This is a genomic window from Streptomyces sp. NPDC048671 (assembly GCF_055587045.1).
The window spans coordinates 203,738-229,786 of record NZ_JBVJHB010000007.1 but is presented as its reverse complement, the minus strand read 5'-3'; the positions used below and the strand labels follow the sequence as shown (position 1 = coordinate 229,786).

Here is a 26,049-nt window from a genome sequence, read left to right as displayed (position 1 = left end):
AGGGGCTTTCGCCCGGCGGGCGGCCCCTCGGCCCCCGCAGGTATCGTCAAACAGGCGATACCACCCAAATCTGCCAGGCAAGGACGGGAGAGCACGCGTGACGCGCAGCGTGTACGTGACGGGGATCGACCGGGGAGACGGCCGCCAGGTCGTCGATCTGGGAGTCATGGAGCTCCTGACGCGTCAGGTGGACCGGGTCGGGGTGTTCCGCCCGCTGGTCCACGACGACCCCGACCGGCTGTTCGAGCTGCTGCGGGCCCGCTACCGGCTCTCCCAGGACCCGGGGACGGTCTACGGCCTCGACTACCACGAGGCCTCCGCGATCCAGGCGGAGCAGGGGACCGACGAACTGGTCTCCCGGCTCGTCGACCGCTTCCACCGGGTGGCCCAGAAGTACGAGGTGGTCCTCGTGCTCGGCACCGACTTCGCCGCCACCCAGCTCCCCGACGAGCTGGCCCTCAACGCCCGCCTCGCCAACGAGTTCGGCGCCTCGGTGATCGCGGTGGTCGGCGGCCAGGACCAGAACGCGGAGTCCGTGCGGGCCGAGACGCGCAACGCCTACCGCGCGTACGCCGGTCTGGGCTGCGATGTCGTCGCGATGGTGGTGAACCGGGTGGCCTCCGCGGACCGCGAGGCCATCGCGGACCGGCTCTCGGCCACGCTGCCCGTCCCCTGCTCGGTGCTGCCCGACGATCCGGCCCTCTCGGCGCCGACGGTCGCCCAGATCACCGCGGCGCTGGACGGGACGGTGCTGCTCGGCGACGACGCGGGTCTCGCCAGGGACGTGCTGGACTTCGTGTTCGGCGGCGCGATGCTGCCGAACCTGCTGAAGGCGCTGACGCCGGGCTGCATGGTGGTGACCCCCGGGGACCGCTCGGACCTGGTCGTCGGCTCGCTCGCCGCGCACAGCGCGGGCACCCCGCCCATCGCGGGCCTGCTGCTGACGCTGAACGAGCGGCCCGGCGAGGAGATACTCAAGCTGGCCGCACGGCTCGCACCGGGCACCCCGGTCGTCGCGGTGGTCGACGGTTCCTTCCCCACCGCCGGGAAACTCTTCGCCCTGGAGGGCAAGCTGAACGCGGCGACGCCGCGCAAGGCCGAGACCGCGCTGGGACTCTTCGAGCGCCATGTCGACACGGGCGCGCTCCTCGACCGGATCTCGGTCGCCCGCAGCGGCCGGGTCACGCCGATGATGTTCGAGCACGAACTGCTGGAGCAGGCCCGCGCGGACCGGCGCCGGGTGGTACTGCCGGAGGGCACCGAGGAACGGGTGCTGCGCGCGGCCGACGTACTGCTGCGCCGCGACGTCTGCGACCTCACGCTGCTCGGCGACCCCGACATCATCCGTAAGAAGGCCGCCGACCTCGGCATCGATCTGGCCGGCACCCAGCTCATCGACCCGCAGACCTCCGAGCTGCGCCAGACCTTCGCGGAGCGGTACGCGCAGTTGCGCGCCCACCGAGGGGTGACGGTCGAGCTCGCGTACGACGTCGTCTCGGACGTCAACTACTTCGGCACCCTGATGGTCCAGGAGGGGTTCGCGGACGGCATGGTCTCCGGGGCCGTGCACTCCACGGCGGCGACGATCCGCCCCGCGTTCGAGATCATCAAGACCAAACCCGACGCCTCGATCGTCTCCTCGGTCTTCTTCATGTGCCTCGCGGACAAGGTCCTGGTGTACGGGGACTGCGCGGTCAACCCGGACCCGGACGCGGAGCAGCTCGCGGACATCGCCGTGCAGTCCGCGGTGACCGCCGCCCGCTTCGGCGTGGAGCCCCGGATCGCGATGCTCTCGTACTCGACGGGGACCTCGGGCACGGGAGCCGATGTCGACAAGGTCCGCGAGGCGACGGACCGGGTGCGCGCGAGCCACCCGGACCTGATGATCGAGGGCCCGATCCAGTACGACGCGGCGGTGGAGCCGAGCGTCGCGGCGACGAAGCTGCCCGGCTCCGAGGTGGCGGGCCAGGCGACGGTCCTGATCTTCCCGGACCTGAACACCGGCAACAACACGTACAAGGCCGTGCAGCGCTCGGCGGGAGCGGTGGCCGTCGGCCCGGTTCTCCAGGGGCTGCGCAAGCCCGTCAACGACCTGTCCCGGGGCGCGCTGGTGCAGGACATCGTCAACACCGTGGCGATCACGGCGATCCAGGCACAGGGCGAGGAGCGACCCGCATGACCACCCCGACCGAAGGTGCCGAGACAGCCGAGGGGGCGAGCCGGGTGCTCGTCCTCAACTCCGGCTCCTCCTCCCTGAAGTACCAGCTCCTGGACATGCGCGACCACTCCCGGCTCGCGTCCGGTCTGGTCGAGCGGATCGGCGAGGAGACCTCCCGGCTCGCCCACACCCCGCTGACCGGCGGCGGTGGCGAGAGCCGGGAGCGCGCGGGCCGGATCGCCGACCACGACGCGGCGCTCAGGGCGGCCGCCGAGGAGCTGGCCGCCGACGGGCTCGGCCTGGACTCCCCCGAGCTGGCGGCGATCGGCCACCGGGTGGTGCACGGCGGGCTGCGGTTCACCGAGCCGACCGTGATCACCGACGAGGTGCTGACGGAGATCGAGCGCCTGGTCCCGGTGGCGCCGCTGCACAACCCGGCGAACATCACCGGCATCCGCACCGCCCAGGCGCTGCGCCCCGACCTGCCGCAGGTGGCGGTCTTCGACACCGCGTTCCACACGACGATGCCGGAGTACGCGGCCCGGTACGCGATCGACGTGGAGACCGCCGACGCGCACCGGATCAGGCGCTACGGATTCCACGGCACCTCGCACGCGTACGTCTCGCGCAAGACGGCCGAGCTGCTGGGCCACGCCCCCGAGGACGTCAACGTCATCGTGCTCCACCTGGGCAACGGCGCCTCGGCCTCCGCGGTGGCGGCCGGCCGGTGCGTGGAGACGTCGATGGGACTGACCCCCTTGGAGGGGCTGGTCATGGGTACACGCTCGGGAGACATCGATCCGGCCGTCACCTTCCACCTCAAGCGGGTGGCGGGGATGTCGGCGGACGAGATCGACGAACTGCTCAACAAGAAAAGTGGTCTGGTCGGCCTCTGCGGCGACAACGACATGCGGGAGATCCGGCGCCGGATCGACGAGGGCGACGAACGTGCCGCACTCGCCTTCGACATCTACGTCCACCGGCTGAAGAAGTACATCGGCGCCTATTCGGCGGTCCTCGGGCGGGTGGACGCCGTGGTGTTCACGGCGGGGGTCGGCGAGAACTCGGCACCGGTACGGGAGGCTGCGATCGCCGGTCTGGAGGAGCTCGGCCTGGTGGTGGACGCGGATCTCAACGCCGTACGGTCCGGCGCACCGCGGCTGATCTCGCCGGATTACGCACGGGTCGCGGTCGCCGTGGTGCCGACGGACGAGGAGCTGGAGATCGCGGACCAGACCTTCGCGCTGGTCGACAACTGAGCACCCCCGCGCCCCTTTGTATCTTCCACCAGCCGGAATATTCCGCAGCTAAACAAACCGATAGGATCCGCCTCATGCGCCGTTCCAAAATCGTCTGCACCCTCGGTCCCGCCGTCGACTCCCATGAGCAGCTCGTCGCTCTGATCGAGGCCGGCATGAGCGTGGCCCGATTCAACTTCAGTCACGGTTCCCACGCGGAGCACCAGGGTCGTTACGACCGGGTCCGCGAGGCCGCCGCCGAGACCGGCCGGGCGGTCGGCGTACTCGCCGACCTCCAGGGCCCGAAGATCCGCCTGGCGAAGTTCGCCGAGGGCCCTGTCGAACTGGTCCGGGGGGACGAGTTCGTCATCACCTCCGAGGACGTCCCCGGGGACAAGTCGATCTGCGGCACCACCTACAAGGGCCTGCCCGGAGACGTCGCCAAGGGCGACCCGATCCTGATCAACGACGGCAACGTCGAGCTGAAGGTCGTCTCCGTGGACGGCCCCCGGGTCCACACCATCGTCATCGAGGGCGGGGTGATCTCCGACCACAAGGGGATCAACCTGCCGGGTGCGGCGGTCAACGTCCCCGCCCTGTCCGAGAAGGACATCGACGACCTCCGCTTCGCCCTGAAGATGGGCTGCGACCTGGTCGCGCTCTCCTTCGTCCGGGACGCCGGTGACGTCAAGGACGTCCACAAGATCATGGACGAGGAGGGCCGCCGGGTCCCCGTCATCGCCAAGGTCGAGAAGCCGCAGGCCGTCGAGAACATGGAGGGCGTCGTCATGGCGTTCGACGGTGTGATGGTCGCCCGTGGCGACCTCGCCGTCGAGTATCCGCTGGAGAAGGTCCCGATGGTGCAGAAGCGCCTGGTGGAGCTCTGCCGCCGGAACGCCAAGCCGGTGATCGTGGCGACCCAGATGATGGAGTCGATGATCACCAACTCCCGTCCGACCCGCGCCGAGGCGTCCGACGTCGCCAACGCGATCCTGGACGGCGCGGACGCGGTCATGCTCTCCGCGGAGTCCTCCGTGGGCGCGTACCCGATCGAGACGGTCAAGACGATGTCGAAGATCGTCGTCGCCGCCGAGGAGGAGCTGCTCTCCAAGGGCCTCCAGCCGCTGGTGCCGGGCAAGAAGCCCCGCACCCAGGGTGGTTCGGTGGCCCGCGCGGCCTGCGAGATCGCGGACTTCCTGGACGGTGCGGCCCTGGTCGCGTTCACCCAGTCCGGCGACACCGCCCGCCGTCTCTCCCGCTACCGCGCGGCCCAGCCGATCCTGGCCTTCACCACGGACGAGTCCACCCGCAACCAGCTGGCCCTCAGCTGGGGCGTCGAGGCCCATGTGGTCCCGCACGTGGACAACACGGACGCGATGGTGGACCTGGTCGACGCGGAGCTGCTGAAGCTGAGCGGCTACAACGCCGGCGACACGATGGTCATCACGGCCGGCTCGCCCCCCGGCGTCCCCGGCACGACCAACATGGTGCGCGTGCACCACGTGGGCGGCCAGGGCCGCGACTGACCGCACGGCGGTCCCGTACACGACACGAGGGCGGTGCCCCGGTTCGAATTGAACCGGGGCACCGCCCTCGGCGGTTGGGCGGGCCTCACGCCGCACGCATAACGAAAGACCCTAGCTGTCGCTGCCCGTGAAGTAGTTCTGCAGTCCCGGCACCGTCAGCGTGCCGCCGAACTGACCTGCCTGCGTCACCTTCACCTTGGTGAAGAAGGCGAACGGCACGTTCAGCGGGGGCGGGGTCTGCGGGCTGAACGTGATCGGGATGAGGCCGAAGAGGTTGCCCTTCAGCTCCTCCGTGTACATCGTCACCGTGCCGTCGCGGATGGTGGAGGTCGAACCCTTCCGCGCCTTCACATGACCGGTGACGTCCGACTGCGGGCCGACCGTCAGCTGGTGGAGGTCCTTGATGTCGACGGAGGAGGCGGTGAACTTCAGCACCTTCTTCGTGCTGCCGTCGCCCTTCTCCACCTCCACGATGCCCTTGTAGTCGAGCCCGCTCAGGGTGAGCAGCGAACTCTCCAGGATCCACGGGTCGTTCGGGACCCGGGGAATGCCCTGCTCCAGACCGGCCGCGGCCAGTGCCTCCGGGTCGGCGGTCGGGCACGGGAAGGAGGGCTTGGCGCCGTCCGGGATGTCCTCGTCCTTCTTGGGGTCGAGTCCCTTGACGTCCTTGTCCAGCTCCTCGACCGGCTTGCCCGCCTTGCCGGCCGCCTCGCGGATGGCGTCGGCGGTCTTGTCGACCGTGTCCTTCGCCGCGTCCGTGGCCTTGTCGACGGGCTTGTCGGTCTTGCCCGTCGTCGCCTTGTCGCCGGCGCTCGCGGACGGCTTCGGGGACGCGGTGGTGGCGCTCGGGGACGGACTGGCCGTCTCCTTGTCCGGTCCGTCGAAGAGGTCCTTGAGGGCGTCGCCCAGTCCCAGCGGGTCGAGCGGGTTCTTCGACTTGGTGGGCGAAGGGGTCGCGCTCGGCTTCGCGGCCGGGGCGTCGGTGCTCTTCTTCGCCGAGTCGGCCGCGTTGTCGCCCGCTGTGCCGGCCGCCTTGTCGCCCGAAGCGCTCGCCGACGGGGTGGCCGAGGGCTTCGGGGTGGCCCCGTCGCTCTTGTCCGGCGTGGCCTTGCCGCTCGCGGTGGCGGACGGGGACGGCGACTTCGTCTCCGACGCGGAGGGCGACGGCGACTCGCTCGGCTCGTCGGAACGGGTCACGCAGGGGCCCGGCGCGAAGGGGATGTCCGCACTGTCGTCGGCCATCGCCAGCTTCGGGGTGAGCCCCATGCCGACGAACACCGCGGTCGGCATCGCGGCGAGCGCGAACGCCTTCTTGCCCGCGGGCATGTGGAGCTTCGTCAGCAGGGACTTCCTGGGGGCGGCGTGGCGGGGCCCTCTTCGCTCCTGGGGCCCGCTCTCGCCCGCGGCGTCCGCCTGATTGTCGTCACCCCGCACGATGGCTCCCGCCGTCGACCTCGACTGTCGTGTCGTACTGCGCCGCCTCCTGCTGGGGAACGGCGCTCCCGTAGAGCTCGCCCCCGGAAGGTGCGGGGGTCTGCTCGTCCTTCGTGAACGAGAGGCCCTCCGGTGCCGCTTCGGCGGGAACTCCCGCCGCGGGCGCGGCCTCTTCCGTCCCCGGCTCACCAGGAGCCCAGGAGAGGGAGAGCGCGCCACCGAGCATGGCGAGCAGGAAGCCGATCAGGAAGCCGCCGATGTTGGCGACGGGGATCGAGATCAGCGCGAGGAGGATCGCCGCGACGCCCGCGAACACCCTGACGATGCTGTGGAACCACATCGTCAGGCCCAGCGTGATGAGCAGGACTCCGATGATGAGCGACCCGGCGCCCGCGGTGGTGGACATGGCCAGCGTCACGTTGCCGAGGTGCATGTTCGCGTACGGGAAGTACGCGATGGGTACTCCGCCCAACATGGTGAACAGACCCGCCCAGAACGGCCGGTTACCCCGCCAGGTGCGGAACATCCGCCGGAAGACGCTGAGGTAGTGCTCGTTCTGCCCTTGGGATTCGGGGCTCATGGAAAACAGCTCCCTGGAACCGGTACTGCCGTGAGAAAGAGAAGGGTGGGTGGCCGGAAGGCGGTGCGTCCCCCGGCCACCCTGGCGGGTGCCTAGTGGTAGCACTCCATGTCGGTGCCCTTGTGCAGGCGCAGCTTCAGACCGCTGAGGTTGAAGGTGCCGGCCGTCGTGGCCCACGCCTTCTGCTTGACGTCGGTCAGCACGGCCTTCTCGGCGCGCTGGGAGAACCCGTTGGGGTCGGCCTTGGTGCCAGGCTGGATGCCCGTGCCCTTGTCCGTGCGTGGCAGCGAACCCGCGGCCACACCGATGTCGATGTTCTTGAACTTGGCGTCGGCGTCAAGCTCCGACACATCGAGGTAGAGGTCCTTGGCGTAGACACGCTTGCCCCCGCCACCCGCCTCCAGCCTCATGGTGATGGTGCCGAGGCCGAACGGCAGGTTGGGCGTGGCGACGGACTGGCACATGTTCGTGATGTAGGCCTCGCTGAAGCCCGACACGGCCACGGCGTGTCCCTTGCCCTCGACCTTGGGGTCGGCGCCGGCTTCGGTGGCCACGTTGCCGTACTGCACGAAGTCGGAGCCTTCGAGCTTCTTCGCGCTGACCTTGAACTCCTGCCCGGACACGCTGAACGACGCGGCGAGCGCGCCCTGTGCCAGACCCACACCCACCGCGGCGGTGGCTATGACGCTCGGCACCATGACGACAGCGAAACGCTTCCATCTCGTGCCACCGCGAACCTGGGAACTCATACTTTTCCTCCTTCTCGGACGTACATCTCCGGTCTGGCATCCTGCCCGACCTGGGATGGGAGAAGTGCTACGTCCTCGGAAAGGAGAGCGCCCGCGAACGGGGACGTGAACCGTGCCCGAATCACCGGCGATCACCCCCGAGCGACAACCACTGGCCACGCGTTCGCGCAACCTCTTCGGACAGGCCCTGCGAATCAGCAGGAACCCCCCTGTCCGGAGCCGGCACCACTTGCCGCCGGCCCACCCGGTGGGGACCCAACGGAGCCGCCGCACCGACTGGCAGCCGGACTGGCGTTATTGGACCGAGCGTGGCCGATCGTGGTCCATTCGCGGCCGTGACACAAGGGGGCTCGTTACTCACTGGTAACGGCGCGATAACCCGCCTACGACCGGGCGGCACCGACCGGCCACACAGGGTTGCCCAGGACCCGCAGACGAACCACGGCATTGGCGCGCGAAATCGGACAGATCCCAGTGGGTGATTTACTCGGAGTAACAGCCCGTGCTTTTATCAAGATTTGGTAAAGCGCGGGCTTCTCTTATCGTCCCGACGCGAAAACGGCCGCGACTCCCGGAAGGAGTCGCGGCCGTATTGTCAGATCAGAACAAGACGCGCGCGAGGGCGGTACGCGCGGCGCCCACGCGGGGATCATCGGGGCCGATCACCTCGAACAGCTCCAGCAGCCGCACCCGTACCCGGTCGCGGTCGTCACCGAACGTCCGGCGGACCGTCTCGACGAGGCGCCCGAACGCGTCCTCAACATGACCGCCCACCAGATCCAAGTCTGCCGCGGCGAGCTGGGCCGGCACATCGGCCGGGTTCTCGGCGGCGTCCTGGCGGACCTGCTGCGGGTCCGTCTTCTGGACCCGGGCCAGGAGTTCCGCCTGGGCCAGGCCGAGCTTGGCCTCGCTGTTGGCGGGCTCGTCCGAGAGGACGTTCTTGTACGCCTGGACGGCGCCCGCGAAGTCACTGGCGTCCAGCGCCTGCGCGGCCGCCTCCAGCAGGGCGTCGTACGGGCCGGCGGGCACCGGTGCGGGCTCCTGCGCGGCCGCGTCGGGAGCCGCCGCGTCCTGGTCGACCACGATGCCGGTGAGTCCGAACCGCTCCTCGCCGACCTGGATCAGCTGATCCAGGGTCTGGCGGATCTGGGATTCGGGGGCCGCGCCCTGGAAGAGCGGGAGCGCCTGGCCGGCGACGACCGCGAAGACCGCAGGGATGCCCTGGATCCCGAACTGCTGCATCAGCATCTGGTTGGCGTCGACATCGACCTTGGCCAGCACGAAGCGGCCGCTGTACTCATGGGCCAGCCGCTCCAGGAGCGGCCCCAACTGCTTGCATGGCTCGCACCACTCGGCCCAGAAGTCGATGACGACGGGGACTTCGGCCGAGCGCTGCAGGACGTCGCTCTCGAAGCCCGCCTCATCGACGTCGAACACGAGGGAGGAAACGGGTACGGCGGCGGGGCCACCCTGACGGGCGGACTCGGCACGGGCCTGCTCCGCCTTCACCTTGGCCTCACCGGCCGCCTTCACCGCGGCGAGGTCGACGACGCCGCTCATGGACATGTTCCTAGGCTGCATACGTACATCCTCCCCCCTTGGCGCACCGATCCGGAAAGCAATGTGTGAACCGCGCCCGTCCGCGCCCCCCGCCGGTGTGCGAGGTGTACGGACAGACACGGTCCGAGGGCCCCTGAAAGACCCGGTTCGGCACCCGGTCCCCACCCGGTGCCTGTGGCTGTCGTTCGCCCGTGGCGCCACAACGGCCGGACCGTTGTTCTTACGCTACGACCCGTAGCGTAACTGGCCACCACCCTTGCTGAACAGGACTGCCCGGTGATCTGTCTCACGGCGAACGGGACCGGTCGGTACTAGCTACTGACGGGTATGGTCGCGTCATGCTGAGCCACAGCCACCCCAAACCCTCACGAAGGGGACGTCCGCGCAATGCCGCGGCCGATGAGGCGATCCTTGAGGCGACCAGAGCATCGCTGGTCGATCTCGGCTGGTCGAAGCTGACGATGGGCGATGTGGCGACGCGGGCCGGGGTCGCCAAGACGACGCTGTACCGGCGCTGGGCGGGCAAGAACGAGCTGGTCGTGGACGCGGTCGCGGTTCTCTTCGACGAGCTGGAGCTGCCGGATCTGGGCAGCCTGTCCGCCGATGTGCAGGCGGTGGTGCTCCAGTTCGCCGCGCTGCTGGAGCGGCCGGAGACCCAGACCGCGCTGATGGCGGTGGTCGCGGAGTCGACCCGCGACGAGGCGCTGCGGACCCGGATCCGCGACTCGATCGTGGACCGGCAGAAGCGGCTGGTGCTGCGGGGACGTCAACGGGCGCAGGACCGGGGCGAGTTGCCGGAGGAGCAGGACGAGGTCACGGCGGCCCTGACGGCGGATCTGGTCTTCGACGTGATCGCCGGCGCGGTGGTGCACCGGGTGCTGGTGAGCGCCGAGCCCGTCGATGCCGACTGGGCCCGGCGCTTCACCCTGCTGCTCCTGGCGGGGCTGGGCGCGGCCGCCGCGGAACAGTAGCCCTCGGGCTACTTCTGCCAGGCGCAGCTGCCCAGCGTGGCCTTGTCCGCGGAGACCAGCCGGTCCGCCCGCTTCGGCGCCATCAGCTTGGTGCGGTCGTTGTGGCAGACGACGGTGCGGTCGCCCTGTCCGGCCAGGTCCACCAGGATCTGGTCCCAGTGGCGGTACTGGACGTCATGGCCGGAGTCGGCGTACGTACGGACCACCGGGGTGACCGGCAGCACCTTGCGCCAGGTGGCGAGGCTGGCCGGCGGCACGGTGGTGTCCTTGTCGCCGCCGTACAGGTAGACGGGTGCCTTCAGCTTCGACAGGTCGGGGCCGGGGCGCTCGCAGTAGAGCCGCTGCTCGTGCACCTGCGGGGCCGGATCGGACTTCTGGCCGCGCTGGTTGTACGTGCGGGCGCCCTCCTCGTACGCGGTGTCGGCGAAGCCCGGGATGGACTTGACGGCACTGTCGTCGGGGAACGCCCACCAGGAGCGCGGGTCGGCGATCGAGTCCTTGACCGCGTCGGCCAGGGCGTCGTCGCTCAGGCCGCAGTACGCGGCCTTCTCGCCGTACGGCGGGAGCGCGGCGGCCAGATGGAGGGCCTTGACCCGGCCGGGGGCGCGGGCGGCCAGCTCGGCGGCGTACGGTCCGCCGCCGGAGATCGCGATCACCGAGACCTTCTTGACGCCGAGCCGGTCCAGGACCTCCAGGGCGTCCTTCGCGAAGTCGGCCTTGCCGAGGGAGGGGTCGTACTCCGTGTCTCCGAAGCCGTTGCGCTCCACGGAGATCAGCCGGAGGCCGAAGGACTCCCGGGTGGAGCGGAAGAAGTCCGTCATGTGCGCGGCGCGCGCGCTGGTTCCGGTGCCGCCGATGTAGAGGACCGGGGTACCGCCGCGGCGCCCCTCGTCGATGTAGTGCGCGGTCCGGCCGGTGGACAGCTTCGCGGCCTTCACGTCCGGGCCGAGCGAGTCGAAGGTGTCCTGCACCCTCGGCTTCGGTGCCGGTGCGGCGCTGACCGCCGTCGAACCGCTGACCAGCAGCGTTCCGAGTACGGCGAGTGCGGCGCCCGCGGCCGCTGTCATTCTCCCGGACAGTCTCACTGTGTTCCTCCAGAGGCGTTACGAGTATCGCGGCTGCGCCTACCCGGACCCCTGGAGGTGACACCTGTAACTACCAACTGTCTGTCAGAAGCCGGGCGGCTCCGTGTAGGTGCCCCATTCCTCGCGCAGTACCCCGCAGATCTCACCGAGGGTCGCCTCGGCCCGTACGGCGTCGAGCATCGGGGCGATCATGTTGGAGCCGTCGCGGGCGGCGGCCAGCATCGCGTCCAGCGCGGCACCCACCCGGGCGTCGTCGCGGGCGCCCTTGCGGCCGGCGAGCTCGCTGACCTGGTCGCGCTCGACCTCGTGGCTGACCCGCAGGATCTCCAGGTCCCCGGTCACCGAGCCGTGGTGGACGTTGACGCCGACGACCCGCTTGTCGCCCTTCTCCAGCGACTGCTGGTAGCGGAAGGCGGATTCGGCGATCTCGCCGGTGAACCAGCCGTCCTCGATGCCACGCAGGATGCCGGAGGTCATCGGGCCGATCGGGTGCTGCCCGTCCGGGTGGGCCCGGGTGCCGCGCTCCCTGATCTGCTCGAAGATCTTCTCGGCGTCCGCCTCGATCCGGTCGGTGAGCTGCTCCACGTACCAGGAACCGCCCAGCGGGTCGGCCACATTGGCGACGCCGGTCTCCTCCATCAGCACCTGCTGGGTGCGCAGGGCGATCTCGGCGGCCTGCTCGGAGGGGAGCGCGAGGGTCTCGTCGAGGGCGTTGGTGTGCAGGGAGTTGGTGCCGCCGAGGACGGCGGACAGGGCCTCGACCGCGGTCCGTACGACGTTGTTGTACGGCTGCTGCGCGGTGAGCGAGACACCGGCGGTCTGGGTGTGGAAGCGGAGCCACTGCGCCTTGTCGGTCTTCGCGCCGTACGTCTCCTTCATCCAGCGGGCCCAGATCCGCCGGGCCGCGCGGAACTTGGCGATCTCCTCGAAGAAGTCGAGGTGCGCGTCGAAGAAGAAGGAGAGGCCGGGCGCGAAGGTGTCGACGTCCATCCCGCGGGAGAGGCCGAGCTCCACGTAGCCGAAGCCGTCGGCGAGGGTGTACGCCAGCTCCTGCGCGGCCGTCGCTCCGGCCTCGCGGATGTGGTAGCCGGAGACGGAGATCGGCTTGTAGGCGGGGATGTCGCGGGCGCAGTGCTCCATCAGGTCGCCGATGAGACGCAGATGGGGCTCGGGCTGGAAGAGCCACTCCTTCTGCGCGATGTACTCCTTGAAGATGTCCGTCTGGAGCGTGCCGTTGAGTACGGCCGGGTCGACGCCCTGGCGCTCGGCGGCGACCAGGTACATGCAGAAGACGGGCACGGCGGGGCCGCTGATCGTCATCGACGTCGTGACGTCACCGAGCGGGATGTCCCCGAAGAGGACCTCCATGTCGGCGGCGGAGTCGATGGCCACACCGCAGTGGCCGACCTCACCGAGCGCGCGGGGGTCGTCCGAGTCGCGCCCCATCAGGGTCGGCATGTCGAAGGCGACGCTCAGCCCGCCGCCGCCCGCGGCCAGGATCATCTTGTAGCGCTCGTTGGTCTGCTCGGCGTTGCCGAAGCCGGCGAACTGGCGGATCGTCCAGGTGCGGCCGCGGTAGCCGGTCGGGTGGAGCCCGCGCGTGAAGGGGTACTCGCCGGGCCAGCCGATCCGCTCGAAGCCCTCGTACGCGTCCCCGGGGCGGGGGCCGTACGCGGGCTCGACCGGGTCTCCGGAGAGCGTGGTGAAGTCCGCGTCACGCTTGCGGGCCTTGTCGTAACGAGCCTGCCAGCGTTGGCGGCCTTCCTCGATCGCATCAGCGTTCATACGTACAAATTTACTAGGACGTCCTAGTAAATGTCGATGGCAAACCGCCCGGTGCTTTGCACGGGGCGGTCCGGACCGGACTTCGCTCAGGCCTTCGCGGGGACCGGGACGGCGTCCGTGAGCAGCGGCTCGACCTCGCGGACGACCTTGCGCTCGACGAAGAACGCGGCCGTCGGGATCGTGCCGGCGATCAGCACCCAGAGCAGCTTGCCCATCGGCCACTTCGCCTTGGAGCCGAGGTCGAAGGCGAAGATCAGGTAGATGATGTAGAGCACGCCGTGGATCTGCGAGACGACGAGCGTCAGGCCCTCGCCGGTGTCGAAGCCGTACTTGAAGATCATGCAGGTGCAGAGCACCAGCAACATGACGGCGGTGACGTAAGCCATCACCCGGTACCGGGTCAGCACGCTGCGTTTCATGCCGTCGAGCCTAGCCGGACACCCGGGGCGATCTTGCAGCGGGCCGGGGCCCGGAACCCCGTCTCTCAGATCTCCTCGAAGTCCTGGGCCGCGATGCGCAGCGGCCGCAGCAGCGCGAAGATCTCGCCGCACTCCTCGGCGTCGTACGTCCCGAGCCCGAACTCCATCGCGACCAGGTCCCCGGTGGCCGCCTCGACGACCTCACGGCCCTTGTCCGTGATGGAGGCGAGCGTGCCGCGGCCGTCGTTCGGGTTGGGGCGCTTGTCGACCAGGCCGGAGCGCACCAGCCGGTCCACGGTGTTCGTGACGGAGGTGGGGTGGACCATCAGCCGCTCGCCGATCTTGGACATCGGCAGCTCACCGGCCTTGGAGAAGGTGAGCAGGACCAGCGCCTCGTAGCGGGCGAAGGTCAGCCCGTACGGTTTGACCACCGCGTCGACCTCCGCGAGCAGGATCTGCTGCGCACGCATGATCGAGGTGATCGCACCCATGGAGGGCACCGGACCCCAGCGCTGCTGCCAGAGTTCGTCGGCGCGGGCGATGGGATCGAAGGGGAGACTGAGCGGCTTGGGCACGGCATCGACCTTACCCATTGGTCACATGCTGGTCCTCCCCGTCTCGAACTTCGGTCCGAATACGGTGAGTGGGTGCGGTTCTGCGGACCTCCGCCACGAGCAGCAGCAGGCACAGGGTGCCCAGGACTCCGGACCCGGCGACCACCTGGTGCACCGGGAAGAACTCGGCGGCCAGGCCCGCGAGGGCCATGCCCACGCCCTGGAGCGTCATCAGTCCGGCGGTGAGCAGGGTCATCGCCCGGCCGCGCAGCTCGTCCGGGACCGCTTCGACGAACCACTGGTCGAGCCCGATGATGTACGCCGAGCCCGCACCGGCCAGCACCAGGGCGGCGGCGATCGGCACGATGCCGGGGCTGACCCCGTACAGCAGGAAGGGCAGCAGCCCCACCGCCGCGACCGGCAGCACGAGCCGGGAGCGGACGCGCGGGCTCAGCACCGCGCCCACGTACAGCTCGGCGGCGATCTGGCCGGCCGGCATCGCGCACATCAGCAGCCCGAGCGCGACGGTGCCCGCGCCGATCTCCTCGGCGTACGGGGCGGCCAGCGCCTCCGGGGCGACGACGAACACCGGGGGCAGCCAGAAGAGCAGCAGCAGCGCGCGGATCCGGCGGTCGCCGAGGACGAGGCGGGCCCCGGAGAGCGACTCCCCGAGCAGCGTGCCGCCCTGACCGCCGCCGGTCCGGGCGGGCCGGTCCCGGGTGCCGAGGCGCAGGAGGGCGGCCGAGCACAGGAAGGTGACGACGGTGATCGTGATCGCGCCGCGCGGCGAGACCACCGCCAGCAGCAGCCCGCCCACGCCGAAGCCCGCGAGCAGCGCGCTCTGCGAGACGATCCGCAGGAGCGAGCGGCCCAGTACGTACAGGTCGTCCTCGCCGAGGATGTCGGCGAGCGCGGCCATCCTCGTGCCGGTGAAGACCGGCGACACCGCGGCCACCAGGCAGCGCAGCACGAGCAGTCCCGCGACGGGGGTGCCCGGCAGCACCATCACGGCGACGCAGCCCGCGCAGATCAGGTCGCAGGTGACCAGGACCCGGCGGGCGGGGTAGCGGTCGGCGATCCCGCTGAAGAGGGTGCCGCCGACGAGGTACGGCAGCATGCCGAGCGCGAAGGTGAGGGCGCTGAGCAGCGGCGAGCCGGTGAGGTCGTACACGAGGACGGTGAGCGCCAGCTCGCTGACCACGACGCCGAGCAGCGAGAGCAGATGCGCGGCGAAGACGGCCCGGAACTCACGGACGGCGAAGACGGCACGGTAGCCGCGGGACGGTTCCCCGGCGGGCGGGGACGGGGGTGCGGGAGCCGGCGGGGCGGTGGCCGCGGGCGGGGGCGCGGCGGCCGTGGGGGCGGTGGCCCGGAGCGCGGGCGGTCCGCTCGGGTCAGGGGGACCGGCGCGCTCCGGGTGCGGTGCCGGGAGAGGGGCCGCTCCGGTGCGGGTGGGGCTCGCGGGGCGCGGGACGGGCGGCCGGGCCCGGTGCGGGAGCGGCCGTTCGCGGGGTGTGTCCGGCGCGTCGCGGGGTCCGCCCGCCAGGGGATCGTTGTCTCTCGGCATGGGCGCAGCCTGCGGGAGAGCGGTACCCGCTCCGTAGACTTTCGGTCCACACCGAATCTTCCGAGGCCCGCGTATGCCGTTCCATCTGCATTTCGAGGAGAGCGATCTGCTCCGCTGCCGGTTCGCGCTCTCCCCGCTCGGGGAGACCCAGGCCGCCGTGCGGGTGCTGGCCGCGCCGGAGCGGCAGGGCTACCACCTGCCGTGGCTGCGCCGGATCCGGCACGCGGCCGCCGGGCTCGATCTCGGGCCGCTGTGGCTGCTGATGAACGAGCGCGGTCACAGCCCGGACTTCTTCTGCCCGCCGCCGCTGGGGCCGCTCGCCTCGTTCGAGGAGGAGATCGCGGGGGTGCGGGCGGTCGATCCCCAGCTGGCCCGGGAGGACATGGCCTGGGCGCTGTCCGACCGGCCCGGAGCGCTGGACTCCCCCGCCGGTCAGGCGCTGCTGGCCGATCCCGCGCGGACCGTGCGGGAGCTGGCCGATCTGCTGGAGCAGGCCTGGCGGGTGCTGATCGAGCCGCACTGGCCGCGGCTGCGGGCCCTGCTGGAGGCGGATGTGGCGTATCACTCGCGGCGGCTCGCCGCGGTCGGCTTCGAGCGGCTGCTGGGTGAGCTGAGCGGGCAGCTGAGCTGGTCGGAGTCGACGCTCACCATCTCGCGCACGGCCGGCCGGCACTCCCGCGTGCTCGGCGGGCAGGGCCTCGTGCTGATGCCCAGCGTCTTCGCCTGGCCGAACGTGGTCGGCGGGTTCGAGGCGCCCTGGCTGCCCGCGGTCATCTATCCGGCACGCGGCATCGGCGGACTCTGGACGGAGCCGGGTGACAGCACTCCGCAGGTGCTCGCGCGGCTGCTCGGCCGGGCCCGCGCCGACGTGCTGTGCGCGCTGGACGAGCCGGCGGGCACGGGCGCGCTCGCCCACCGGCTCGGCCTCGCGCCGTCCTCCGTGTCGGAGCATCTGTCGGTGCTGCGGGCCGCGGGGCTGCTGACGTCGCGCAGATACGGCCACCAGGTGCTGTACGAGCGGACGCCGCTCGGGATCGCCCTGGCGGTGCCCCAGGACCAGCCGGCCCGATGACGGGAGCGGCCAGGGGTCACGGGACCGGGCCCGGAGCGGCGGCAGGTTACCCAACCCGCCGCTCGCCCAGGAGTGCCCGGCGTCAGCCGGCCAGGTAGCGCTCGACCGTCTCGACCTTGGAGGTGAGACCGTCGGTCACACCGGGGCGGATGTCGGCCTTCAGGACGAGGGAGACCCGTCCGGCCCGCGCCTCGACGGCTTCGACGGCGCGCTTGACGACGTCCATGACCTCGTCCCACTCCCCCTCGACGGAGGTGAACATGGCGTCCGTGCGGTTGGGCAGCCCGGACTCGCGGACGACCCGTACGGCGTCGGCGACGTACTCGCCGACGTCCTCGCCGACACCCAGCGGGCTGACGGAGAAGGCGACGATCATGCGCTGACCGTGCCTTCCCGGCGGGCGCGGGCGGCGATGAGGCCGTCGGCCTCGTAGCGCTTCAGCACCTTGTCGCCGTACAGCCCGCCGAACGGCAGCACGCAGAGCAGGAAGAAGAACGCGACGCGCTTGAACGGCCACTTGGTCTTGGACCAGACATCCAGCAGCGCCACGACGTAGATCACGAAGAGCACGCCGTGCAGCATGCCGAGCGGCATCATCAGGAAGTCGATGTCCGAGATCCGGCTCAGCACCGAGCCGAAGAGGATCAGCGCCGGGAACGAGAGCGCCTCGGGAATCGAGATGAGGCGCAGCCGGTGCAGGGCGGTAGCGGTCTTGATGTCCACGTGGGCACCTTCGGTGGGAGGACGGCGAGGGCTTGTGAACGCAGGCACAAGCGCCACCATTGTGGCACCGGTCCCGGCCGGACGGAGTGGCGGGGGGCGTTTCGCGCCTTTCAGGCACTTCTTGTCCTCCAATCGCCGGACGGGCTCCTTTTCCGGCGGCTACCGTCGCACCGTGGCAATGTTCCGACTCCAAGGCAGCAAGACGCTCGCCGTCGACCTGACCGGCGACGCCGTCAAGGCGAAGAACGGTTCGATGGTCGCGTACGACGGCCGGATGGCGTTCAAGAAGATGACCGGCGGCGGTGAGGGCCTGCGCGGCATGGTGACCCGCCGGCTGACCGGCGAGCAGATGGCCGTGATGGAGGTGAAGGGGGAGGGCACCTGCTTCTTCGCCGACCGGGCGAGCGAGATCAGCCTCGTCTCGCTGCGCGGCGAGAAGCTGTACGTCGAGGCGAGCAATCTGCTCTGCACCGACGCCGCTCTGCGCACCGGCACCACCTTCACCGGGCTGCGCGGCGGCGCGTCGGGCAACGGCCTGTTCACCACCACCGTGGAGGGGAGCGGCCAGGCGGCGATCATGTCGGACGGCTCGGCCGTGGTGCTGCGGGTCTCCGCCCAGTACCCGCTCTTCGTCGACCCTGGGGCCTACATCGCTCACCAGGGCAACCTCCAGCAGCACCTCCAGTCCGGGGTGAACTTCCGGACGCTGATCGGCGAGGGATCGGGCGAGTCCTTCCAGATCCGCTTCGAGGGCGAGGGGCTCGTCTACGTCCAGCCCAGCGAGCGGAACACGATCGGGGGCGATGTCTGATGCCGTTCCGTGAGATCAACTCGAAGATGGTCGAGGCGACGGTGCTGCCCGGCCAGAAGATGTTCAGCCAGCGCGGCGCGATGCTGGCCTACCGCGGCGAGGTGTCGTTCACCCCGAACATCCAGGGCGGCCAGGGCGGGGTGATGTCGATGATCGGCCGCCGGATGGCGAACGAGGCGACCCCGCTGATGACCGTCGAGGGAAGCGGCACGGTGATGTTCGGTCACGGCGGCCACCACATCCAGGTGATCAACCTCGCCGGGGACACCCTCTACGTGGAGGCCGACCGGCTGCTCGCCTTCGACGGCGCGCTCCAGCAGGGCACGATGTTCATGGGCTCGCAGGGCGGTGTGATGGGCATGGTGCGCGGCCAGGTGAGCGGGCAGGGCCTGTTCACCACGACGCTCAAGGGGCACGGCGCGGTGGCGGTGATGGCGCACGGCGGGGTGATCGAGCTGCCGATCACGCCGGGCCGCGAGGTGCATGTGGATCCGCAGGCGTACGTCGCCCACCACGGCGACGTGCGCAACAAGCTCTCCACCGCGCTCGGCTGGCGCGAGATGGTGGGGCGCGGCTCCGGCGAGGCGTTCCAGCTGGAGCTCAGCGGCAGTGGTGCGGTGTACGTCCAGGCGTCGGAGGAGAAGCTGTGAGCACGCCCGTGGTCTTCGATCCGATGACGCTGCCGTCGGACGACAACGTCAACTCGTACACCTTCTGCGTGGAGCTCAAGGGGAGCCAGTGGTTCCTGCAGAAGGGCAAGATGATCGCCTACTACGGGCGGATCGAGTTCAACGGCATCGGGCACGGCCGCTTCGAGCGGCTGGTGCGTACGAGCTTCCACTCGCCGCTGCACGCGAGCGACTGGGTGGTGGCCGAGGGCAGCGGGAAGATGCTGCTCGCGGACCGGGCCTTCGATGTGAACTCCTACGACCTGGAGGACGGGAACCTCACGATCCGCTCCGGCAATCTGCTTGCCTACCAGCCGACCCTGGCGCTGAAGCAGTCGATCGTGCCGGGGTTCCTGACGCTGATCGGCACCGGGAAGTTCGTCGCGGCTTCCAACGGTCCGGTGGTCTTCATGGAGCCGCCGCTGCGGGTCGACCCGCAGGCGCTGGTGGGCTGGGCGGACTGCCCCTCGCCGTGCCACCACTACGACCACGGCTACATGACGGGCGTACTGGGCGGGCTGCGCGCGTTCACCGGGATCGGGGGCGCCTCGGGCGAGGAGCACCAGTTCGAGTTCGTGGGCGCGGGTACGGTGCTGCTCCAGTCCACCGAGGTGCTGATGGCCGAGCAGCCGACGGGGGCGACACCGCGGCAGGCGGGGGTTCCGGGCGGTGGCGGTCAACCTGGGTCCACCCCCCGCACCCCCGGCCGCCAGGGGGACCTCCAGCGGCACTTCGGGTTGTGAACGGTACTCTGCGCAGTGTGACGCCGAACGTCCGCACCCGGCTCGTAAGCGCGTGCCGGGCGTCACATCAACTGACTTCGTCCGGATTTCAACTTCTTAGGTAGAATCCATATATGGAGACCGAGACGGCCACTCGCTGGCTGAGCAACGCGGAGCAGTGCGCCTGGCGCACCCATCTGGACGTCAGCAGGCTGCTGATGCACCAGCTGGAGAAAGATCTCCAGCCGTTCGGCCTGACCAATAACGACTACGAGATTCTCGTCAACCTCTCGGAGGCCGAGGAGCAGCGCCTGCGGATGAGTGACCTCGCCACCGCCACTCTGCAGTCCAAGAGCAGGCTCTCGCACCAGATCACCCGCATGGAGGGCGCGGGCCTGGTCCGCCGGGAGAACTGCGAGTCCGACCGGCGCGGGCTGTACGCGGTCCTCACCGAGGCCGGCGCGGAGATGATGCGGAAGGTGGCACCGCACCATGTGGCATCGGTGCGCAAGCACTTCATGGATCTGCTGACCCCGGAGGCGCTGGAGCAGTTGCACGCGGCCCTCGCCCCGGTCGCCGACCATCTGCGCGCACGCCGCGTCTGACAGGGATCCGGACCACCGGGGGCGGCGCTCAGCGAGAGCCGGGCAGCCACAGCTCGAACCGGGCGCCGCGCTCCCCCGCACCGGCCACGGTCAGCCGGCCCCCGTGCCGGCCGGCCACATCACGGGCGATGGCGAGGCCCAGACCGGCCCCGCCGTCGTCGCGGGCGCGGGCGTCGTCCAGGCGCACGAAGCGCTCGAAGATCCGCTCGCGCTCCGCCGCCGGCACCCCGGCCCCGTCGTCCGTGACCGCCACGGCCACCCCGCCGCGTTCCGCGCGCACCTCGACGGCCACCGAACTCTCCGCGTGCCGCTCGGCGTTGTCCAGCAGATTGCCGATCACCCGGGCCAGCTGCCCACGTGAACCGGTCACTTCCAGCCCGCCGGGTTCCGGCACGGACACCGTCACCGGGATCCGGTCGCCGATGCGCTGCGAGACTTCCTCCCGCACCAGTGCGCCGAGGTCCAGCCGCGTGTTCCCGTGCCGCTCCCCCGCGTCCAGCCGGGCCAGCAGCAGCAGATCGGCGGCCAGCGTCTGGAGCCGTACGGTGTCGGCGACCGCGCCCGCCACGTCCAGCAGCTCCGGGTGCGCGGCGCCCACCTCCAACTGGGTGCGGAGCGAGGCGATCGGGGAGCGCAGTTCGTGCGAGGCGTCCGCGACGAACCGCCGCTGACGGTCGACGGAGGCCTCCAGGGCGGTCAGCGTCTCGTTGGTGGTACGGGCCAGCCGGGCGATCTCGTCGCGCGAAGCGGGCTCCGGCACCCGCCTGCTCAGATCCTCGGACGCGGTGATCGCCGCCATCTCGCGCCGGATGCCCTCGACCGGACGGAGCGCCCGCCGGGTCACCAGCCAGGTCACCCCGGCGACGACGAGCAGCACGACGGGCAGCCCGGCCAGCATCGCACCGCGCACACTCGCGACGGCCCGCTGCTCCGCGGCGAGCGGGGCACCGGCGTGGACGGTCAGGGTCAGTCCGGCGGAGTTCGTCGCCTCGACGGAGGCGAACCGGTATTCGGCGCGGTCGCCGTCGACGGTGGCGGTGCCGTTGCTGAAGTGCGGTTCGTCGGTGGAGACCTCGCCGCGTCCGGGGTCGGCGCTCGCGCCGTCGTCATCGTCGTCGTCGCGGTCCCCGTCGTCGTCGCCCTTCTCCGGGGCGGTGGGCGAGGGCTGCGGGGTGACCCGGTCCGTGCCGGTGCCGGAGATCGCGTCCAGGTCCTCGGAGACGGCGACCACCCGCCCGTCCTCGTCGGTCACCTGGACCGGATGTTCCTCCTCGTCGCCCATCTCCAGCTTGGTGTACGGAACGTCGAGGGCCAGCTGCCCGGCGGTCTCGCGGGCCGCCACCTCGGCCTGGAGGCCCGCCTGGTCGGTGAGGTTGGCGCGCAGGACCAGCAGGACGCCGAGCCCGGCGGCGACGACCGCGAGGGCGACCACCACCGTGGCACCGAGCGCCGCCCTGGCCCGTACCGATCTCACGGCGTCTCCAGCCGGTAGCCGGCGCCGCGCACCGTACGGATGGCGGCCGCGCCGAGCTTGCGGCGCAGCGTGCTCACGTACACCTCGACGATGTTCGGGTCGCCGTCGTAGGCGAAGTCCCAGACGTGCTCCAGGATCTCCGCCTTGCTGACCACCTGCCCGGCGCGCAGCGCGAGCTGTTCGAGCACGGCGAACTCCTTGGTGGTGAGGACGATCTCGTCCTCACCGAGATGCACCCGGCGGGCGGCGGTGTCCATCCGCAGGGAGCCGACGGTGACCACCGGCGAGGCGGAACCGCCGCGCCGGCGCAGCAGCGCGCGGACCCGGGCCACCAGCACCACGTAGCTGAACGGCTTGGTCAGATAGTCGTCCGCGCCGGTGTCGAGGCCCTCCGCCTCGTCGTACTCCCCGTCCTTCGCCGTCAGCATCAGGATGGGCACCTCGTGGCCGGCGGCGCGCAGCGCGGCGCAGACCCGGTAGCCGTTCATCCCCGGCAGCATGATGTCGAGGACCACGAGGTCGTACGCGCCCTCGGAGGCCCGGTGCAGTCCTTCGAGCCCGTCGTGCACGACATCCACGGCGAATCCCTCGGCGGTGAGCCCCCTGGCCAGGGAGATCGCCAGCCGCTTCTCGTCCTCCACGATCAACAGGCGCATGTGCTCAGCCTCCCAAACCGAAGCTGAAGACGGCTTCAGGTGGCTTCAGGCTGCGTTCAGCATCACCCCGGCAGTGTGGGCCGCGTCGCAACGGACCATCCGATCGGGGAGGACCCCTCATGAAGCGAAAGATCGTCATCGCAACCGTCACCGCGGCCGTACTCGTCGGTGGCGGGACCGCCACGGCCGTCGCCCTCGCGGGCGGCGACAGCCACGGCCCGGCGGGCAGCAGCAGCACCGCGAGCAACGGCTCGGCCCGCATCGCGGTCGGCGACGCGGTCAGGGCCGCCGACGGGGCCGTTCCGGGCACGGTGACCGAGGCCGAGCTCGACAACGAGGACGGCCGGCTCGTCTGGGAGCTGGACGTGTACGGCTCCGACAAGTCCTGGCACGACGTGACGGTGGACCCGGGCAACGGCAAGGTGCTCGGCGAGCATGTCGACAACGACGACGACGGCGACCGGCACGCGCCCCGCAAGACCGCCGTCACGCTCGACGAGGCGGTCGGCGCCGCGCTCCGCTCGGCGCCGGGCACGGTGACCTCCATCGAGCTGGAGGACCACGACGGCCGCAGCGGCCGGGCGGTGCACTGGGAGGTCGACGTCCGGGGCAAGGACGGCAAGAAGCACGAGCTCGACGTGGACGCGAAGACGGCGAAGGTCACGGTGGACCGGTCGGACGACGGCCACGGGGACGACGACGGGGACGACGGCGACGACGACTGAGGAAGCCGCCGCCGGGGTCACTCCTCGGAGGTCGCCGGGCGGGCGGGGGAGAGCCGCTCAGGCCTCCCCGGTCAGCCCCGCCACCAGTTCGTCGGCCGCCGTGTACGGGTCGAGCCGGCCCGCCACGATGCGCTCCGCGAGAGCGCCGAGGCGGCGGTCGCCGTGCAGGTCGCCGATGCGTTCACGCAGGCGGGTGACCGCGATCGTCTCGACCTCGTGGGCGGCGCGGGACGCGCGCCGCTCGGCGAGCACCCCGTGCTCCTCCATCCACGCCCGGTGCTTCTCCAGCGCCTCGACGACCTCGTCGATGCCCTCGCCACGGGCCGCGACCGTCTTCACGATCGGCGGCCGCCAGTCGCCGGGGCCACGGGACGCCCCGAGGCCCAGCATGTGGTTGAGCTCGCGGGCGGTGGCGTCCGCACCGTCCCGGTCGGCCTTGTTGACCACGTACACGTCACCGATCTCCAGGATTCCGGCCTTGGCCGCCTGGATGCCGTCGCCCATGCCGGGGGCGAGGAGGACGACGGAGGTGTCGGCCTGGGAGGCGATCTCCACCTCCGACTGGCCGACGCCCACGGTCTCCACCAGGATCACGTCGCAGCCCGCCGCGTCCAGCACCCGGATCGCCTGCGGGGCCGACCAGGCGAGGCCGCCCAGATGTCCGCGGGTGGCCATGGAGCGGATGTAGACGCCCGGGTCGGACGCGTGGTCCGACATCCGGACCCGGTCACCGAGGAGCGCGCCGCCGGAGAACGGCGACGACGGGTCGACGGCGAGCACGGCGACCCGCTTGCCCTGCCTCCGGTACGCGGAGACGAGCGCCGATGTCGATGTCGACTTGCCGACACCGGGCGACCCGGTCAGGCCGACGACGTAGGCGTTGCCGGCCAGCGGCGCCAGGGCCGCCATCACCTCGCGCAGCTGCGGCGACGCCCCCTCCACCAGGGAGATGAGCCGGGCCACGGCCCGCGGCCTGCCCTCGCGGGCCTGCTCCACCAGGGTGGGGACGTCCACCATCACCGCTCGTCTCCTCGCTCGCTGCCTGTTCCGCGTACTACGTGCTACTTGCTACGTGCTACCTGCTACTTGCCCGGAACGCGGAGGATCAGCGCGTCGCCCTGACCGCCGCCGCCGCACAGCGCCGCCGCTCCGGTGCCGCCGCCGCGCCGCTTCAGCTCCAGCGCCAGGTGGAGCACCACCCGGGCGCCGGACATCCCGATGGGGTGGCCGAGCGCGATGGCGCCGCCGTTGACGTTGACCTTGTCAGAGGTCACGCCGAGGTCCTTCATCGACTGGACGGCGACGGCCGCGAACGCCTCGTTGATCTCGATGAGGTCGAGGTCCCCGACGCCGATGCCCTCCTTCTTGAGGGCGTGCCGGATCGCGTTGGACGGCTGGGACTGGAGCGAGTTGTCCGGGCCGGCCACATTGCCGTGGGCGCCGATCTCGGCGATCCAGTCCAGGCCCAGCGCCTCGGCCCTGGCCTTGCTCATGACGACGACCGCGGCGGCGCCGTCGGAGATCTGCGAGGAGGTGCCCGCGGTGATCGTGCCGTCCTTGGCGAAGGCGGGGCGCAGCCTGCCGAGCGACTCGGCGGTCGTCTCGGGGCGGATGCCCTCGTCCTTGGAGAAGAGGACCGGGTCGCCCTTGCGCTGCGGGATCTCGACCGGGGTGATCTCGGCCTCGAAGAGCCCGTTCTTCTGGGCGGCGGCGGCCCGCTGGTGGGACTGGGCGCCGATCTCGTCCTGGGCGGCGCGGTCCAGGCCGAGGCGGGTGTTGTGCTTCTCGGTCGACTCACCCATCGGGATGTTCTCGTAGGCGTCGGTCAGGCCGTCGTACGCCATGGAGTCGAGCATCTCGATCGCGCCGTACTTGTGGCCCTCGCGCGACTTCGGGAGCAGGTGCGGGGCGTTCGTCATGGACTCCTGGCCGCCGGCCACGACGATCTCGAACTCACCCGCACGGATCAGCTGGTCGGCCAGCGCGATGGCGTCGAGCCCGGAGAGGCACACCTTGTTGACGGTGAGCGCCGGGACGTTCATCGGGATGCCCGCCTTGACCGCGGCCTGCCGTGCCGGGATCTGCCCTGCCCCGGCCTGCAGCACCTGGCCCATGATCACGTACTCGACCTGGTCGCCGCCGATGCCGGCCCGCTCCAGCGCCGCCTTGATGGCGAAGCCTCCGAGGTCGGCCCCGGAGAAGCTCTTCAGCGAGCCGAGGAGGCGGCCCATGGGCGTACGGGCGCCCGCGACGATCACAGAAGTCGTACCGGTCGTTCCTGACATGAGGCGCAGCCCCTTGGATTAGAAGTGAACGAGGGTTTACTTGAATGTACTGAGCGGTACCCAGCCCGTCATCCGGCAGCGGGTGTGATCGCGCGCACGTTGCGTAACCAACCGCGGAGCGCTGCACTGTTCCCATGCTGACGCGAATCGACCACATCGGGATCGCCTGTTTCGACCTCGACGCCACCGTCGAGTTCTACCGCTCGACCTACGGGTTCGAGGTCTTCCACTCCGAGATCAACGAGGAGCAGGGCGTACGCGAGGCCATGCTCAAGATCAACGAGACGTCGGACGGCGGCGCCTCCTACCTCCAGCTGCTGGAACCGACCCGTGAGGACTCCGCCGTCGGGAAGTGGCTGGCCAAGAACGGGGAGGGCGTGCACCACATCGCCTTCGGTACGGCAGACGTGGACGCGGACGCCGCGGACATCCGGGAGAAGGGTGTCAGGGTGCTGTACGAGGAGCCCAGGACGGGTTCGATGGGGTCGCGGATCACCTTCCTGCACCCCAAGGACTGCCACGGCGTCCTCACCGAACTCGTCACGTCCCGGACGGAGCACTGACCTGAGGCATACCCGGCCCGGTAGAGTGGGCTGTTCCGGGCCGGGGCCGGGTCGGGGCCGCGCCGCGTCCTCAGCCGTTGATCTGTCACCATTCCCCGGGGGGACCGTTCGCCGGCGAA

Annotated in this window: 26 protein-coding genes; 11 read left to right on the top strand and 15 right to left on the bottom strand. The window is 70.6% G+C overall.

What is annotated here, in order from left to right; translation table 11 throughout:
• The first annotated feature begins 97 nt into the window (after positions 1 to 97).
• From pta to pyk, 3 genes are all read left to right on the top strand, one after another.
• A complete protein-coding gene (gene pta / locus ACZ6S6_RS16330) occupies positions 98 to 2,179 on the top strand; it encodes a phosphate acetyltransferase (RefSeq protein WP_362964778.1) in 2,082 nt (693 codons plus the stop codon).
• Positions 2,176 to 3,417, top strand: coding sequence for an acetate kinase (locus ACZ6S6_RS16325; protein ID WP_469706031.1), 1,242 nt, complete (start codon positions 2,176 to 2,178; stop codon positions 3,415 to 3,417). The genes pta and ACZ6S6_RS16325 overlap by 4 nt, the downstream gene beginning before the upstream one ends.
• A gap of 74 nt (positions 3,418 to 3,491) precedes the next feature.
• Positions 3,492 to 4,922 carry a pyruvate kinase gene (gene pyk / locus ACZ6S6_RS16320; RefSeq protein ID WP_362964774.1) on the top strand — a complete coding sequence of 477 codons (1,431 nt, stop codon included), beginning with the start codon at positions 3,492 to 3,494 and terminating at the stop codon, positions 4,920 to 4,922.
• Positions 4,923 to 5,033: 111 nt separating this feature from the next.
• Here the strand turns inward: pyk and ACZ6S6_RS16315 are convergent, their stop codons facing one another.
• The 4 genes from ACZ6S6_RS16315 to ACZ6S6_RS16300 form a co-directional block, all read right to left on the bottom strand.
• Positions 5,034 to 6,356, bottom strand: a complete 1,323-nt coding sequence (locus ACZ6S6_RS16315) for a hypothetical protein (RefSeq protein WP_469706030.1) — start codon at positions 6,354 to 6,356, stop codon at positions 5,034 to 5,036.
• The gene (locus ACZ6S6_RS16310) at positions 6,346 to 6,936 is read right to left on the bottom strand and encodes a DUF6114 domain-containing protein (protein ID WP_362964770.1); all 591 of its coding nucleotides are present in this window, start codon (positions 6,934 to 6,936) and stop codon (positions 6,346 to 6,348) included. Before ACZ6S6_RS16310 ends, ACZ6S6_RS16315 begins: the two co-directional genes overlap by 11 nt.
• Positions 6,937 to 7,028: 92 nt before the next feature.
• Entirely contained in the window at positions 7,029 to 7,685 is a 657-nt protein-coding gene (locus ACZ6S6_RS16305) for a DUF6230 family protein (RefSeq protein WP_362964768.1), read from the bottom strand.
• A 600-nt stretch (positions 7,686 to 8,285) separates the two neighbouring features.
• Positions 8,286 to 9,266 carry a tetratricopeptide repeat protein gene (locus tag ACZ6S6_RS16300; RefSeq protein ID WP_469706029.1) on the bottom strand — a complete coding sequence of 327 codons (981 nt, stop codon included), beginning with the start codon at positions 9,264 to 9,266 and terminating at the stop codon, positions 8,286 to 8,288.
• 317 nt (positions 9,267 to 9,583) lie between these two features.
• On the opposite strand from ACZ6S6_RS16300, the gene ACZ6S6_RS16295 reads away from it, so the two are divergent.
• Positions 9,584 to 10,216: a TetR/AcrR family transcriptional regulator gene (locus ACZ6S6_RS16295; protein ID WP_362963224.1), complete on the top strand. Its 633-nt coding sequence runs from the start codon at positions 9,584 to 9,586 to the stop codon at positions 10,214 to 10,216.
• 8 nt (positions 10,217 to 10,224) lie between these two features.
• Here the strand turns inward: ACZ6S6_RS16295 and ACZ6S6_RS16290 are convergent, their stop codons facing one another.
• The 5 genes from ACZ6S6_RS16290 to ACZ6S6_RS16270 all read right to left on the bottom strand — a co-directional run bounded on the left by ACZ6S6_RS16290 (position 10,225) and on the right by ACZ6S6_RS16270 (position 15,626).
• Entirely contained in the window at positions 10,225 to 11,283 is a 1,059-nt protein-coding gene (locus tag ACZ6S6_RS16290; RefSeq protein ID WP_469706028.1) for an alpha/beta fold hydrolase, read from the bottom strand.
• 102 nt (positions 11,284 to 11,385) lie between these two features.
• A complete protein-coding gene (locus ACZ6S6_RS16285) occupies positions 11,386 to 13,086 on the bottom strand; it encodes an acyl-CoA mutase large subunit family protein (protein WP_362963220.1) in 1,701 nt (566 codons plus the stop codon).
• An 86-nt stretch (positions 13,087 to 13,172) separates the two neighbouring features.
• Positions 13,173 to 13,505 (bottom strand): DUF3817 domain-containing protein, encoded by a 333-nt coding sequence (locus ACZ6S6_RS16280; RefSeq protein WP_469706027.1) that lies wholly within the window; start codon positions 13,503 to 13,505, stop codon positions 13,173 to 13,175.
• A gap of 65 nt (positions 13,506 to 13,570) precedes the next feature.
• Positions 13,571 to 14,080 (bottom strand): MarR family winged helix-turn-helix transcriptional regulator, encoded by a 510-nt coding sequence (locus ACZ6S6_RS16275; RefSeq protein ID WP_362963216.1) that lies wholly within the window; start codon positions 14,078 to 14,080, stop codon positions 13,571 to 13,573.
• A 10-nt stretch (positions 14,081 to 14,090) separates the two neighbouring features.
• Complete coding sequence (locus tag ACZ6S6_RS16270; protein WP_469706026.1) at positions 14,091 to 15,626, bottom strand: MFS transporter; 1,536 nt, start codon at positions 15,624 to 15,626, stop codon at positions 14,091 to 14,093.
• Between the two features lie 73 nt (positions 15,627 to 15,699).
• On the opposite strand from ACZ6S6_RS16270, the gene ACZ6S6_RS16265 reads away from it, so the two are divergent.
• Positions 15,700 to 16,698 (top strand): ArsR/SmtB family transcription factor, encoded by a 999-nt coding sequence (locus ACZ6S6_RS16265; RefSeq protein WP_362963212.1) that lies wholly within the window; start codon positions 15,700 to 15,702, stop codon positions 16,696 to 16,698.
• Positions 16,699 to 16,780: 82 nt separating this feature from the next.
• Here ACZ6S6_RS16265 and ACZ6S6_RS16260 read toward each other — a convergent pair whose 3' ends face one another.
• Both ACZ6S6_RS16260 and ACZ6S6_RS16255 read right to left on the bottom strand, forming a co-directional pair.
• Complete coding sequence (locus ACZ6S6_RS16260) at positions 16,781 to 17,074, bottom strand: MTH1187 family thiamine-binding protein (RefSeq protein WP_362963210.1); 294 nt, start codon at positions 17,072 to 17,074, stop codon at positions 16,781 to 16,783.
• A complete protein-coding gene (locus ACZ6S6_RS16255) occupies positions 17,071 to 17,421 on the bottom strand; it encodes a DUF3817 domain-containing protein (protein ID WP_362963208.1) in 351 nt (116 codons plus the stop codon). Before ACZ6S6_RS16255 ends, ACZ6S6_RS16260 begins: the two co-directional genes overlap by 4 nt.
• 178 nt (positions 17,422 to 17,599) lie before the next feature.
• Here ACZ6S6_RS16255 and ACZ6S6_RS16250 point away from each other — a divergent pair, with 178 nt between their 5' ends.
• The 4 genes from ACZ6S6_RS16250 (at position 17,600) to ACZ6S6_RS16235 (ending at position 20,227) form a co-directional block, all read left to right on the top strand.
• Positions 17,600 to 18,232 carry an AIM24 family protein gene (locus tag ACZ6S6_RS16250; protein WP_362963232.1) on the top strand — a complete coding sequence of 211 codons (633 nt, stop codon included), beginning with the start codon at positions 17,600 to 17,602 and terminating at the stop codon, positions 18,230 to 18,232.
• Positions 18,232 to 18,882: an AIM24 family protein gene (locus ACZ6S6_RS16245; RefSeq protein ID WP_362963206.1), complete on the top strand. Its 651-nt coding sequence runs from the start codon at positions 18,232 to 18,234 to the stop codon at positions 18,880 to 18,882. The genes ACZ6S6_RS16250 and ACZ6S6_RS16245 overlap by 1 nt, the downstream gene beginning before the upstream one ends.
• Positions 18,879 to 19,643, top strand: a complete 765-nt coding sequence (locus ACZ6S6_RS16240) for an AIM24 family protein (RefSeq protein WP_362963204.1) — start codon at positions 18,879 to 18,881, stop codon at positions 19,641 to 19,643. The genes ACZ6S6_RS16245 and ACZ6S6_RS16240 overlap by 4 nt, the downstream gene beginning before the upstream one ends.
• 113 nt (positions 19,644 to 19,756) lie before the next feature.
• Positions 19,757 to 20,227, top strand: coding sequence for a MarR family winged helix-turn-helix transcriptional regulator (locus tag ACZ6S6_RS16235; RefSeq protein ID WP_362963202.1), 471 nt, complete (start codon positions 19,757 to 19,759; stop codon positions 20,225 to 20,227).
• 28 nt (positions 20,228 to 20,255) lie between these two features.
• Here ACZ6S6_RS16235 and ACZ6S6_RS16230 read toward each other — a convergent pair whose 3' ends face one another.
• Both ACZ6S6_RS16230 and ACZ6S6_RS16225 read right to left on the bottom strand, forming a co-directional pair.
• On the bottom strand, positions 20,256 to 21,701 hold the full coding sequence (locus tag ACZ6S6_RS16230) for a sensor histidine kinase (protein ID WP_362963200.1): 1,446 nt from the start codon (positions 21,699 to 21,701) through the stop codon (positions 20,256 to 20,258).
• Entirely contained in the window at positions 21,698 to 22,357 is a 660-nt protein-coding gene (locus tag ACZ6S6_RS16225) for a response regulator transcription factor (protein WP_469706025.1), read from the bottom strand. Before ACZ6S6_RS16225 ends, ACZ6S6_RS16230 begins: the two co-directional genes overlap by 4 nt.
• A 119-nt stretch (positions 22,358 to 22,476) precedes the next feature.
• On the opposite strand from ACZ6S6_RS16225, the gene ACZ6S6_RS16220 reads away from it, so the two are divergent.
• Positions 22,477 to 23,082, top strand: coding sequence for a PepSY domain-containing protein (locus ACZ6S6_RS16220; RefSeq protein WP_469706024.1), 606 nt, complete (start codon positions 22,477 to 22,479; stop codon positions 23,080 to 23,082).
• Between the two features lie 57 nt (positions 23,083 to 23,139).
• On the opposite strand, the gene meaB is transcribed toward ACZ6S6_RS16220, so the two are convergent.
• The gene (gene meaB / locus ACZ6S6_RS16215; protein WP_123461703.1) at positions 23,140 to 24,099 is read right to left on the bottom strand and encodes a methylmalonyl Co-A mutase-associated GTPase MeaB; all 960 of its coding nucleotides are present in this window, start codon (positions 24,097 to 24,099) and stop codon (positions 23,140 to 23,142) included.
• A gap of 65 nt (positions 24,100 to 24,164) precedes the next feature.
• Positions 24,165 to 25,367, bottom strand: a complete 1,203-nt coding sequence (locus ACZ6S6_RS16210) for an acetyl-CoA C-acetyltransferase (protein WP_362963192.1) — start codon at positions 25,365 to 25,367, stop codon at positions 24,165 to 24,167.
• Between the two features lie 134 nt (positions 25,368 to 25,501).
• Here ACZ6S6_RS16210 and mce point away from each other — a divergent pair, with 134 nt between their 5' ends.
• Complete coding sequence (gene mce, locus ACZ6S6_RS16205; protein WP_362963190.1) at positions 25,502 to 25,930, top strand: methylmalonyl-CoA epimerase; 429 nt, start codon at positions 25,502 to 25,504, stop codon at positions 25,928 to 25,930.
• Positions 25,931 to 26,049: the final 119 nt, after the last annotated feature.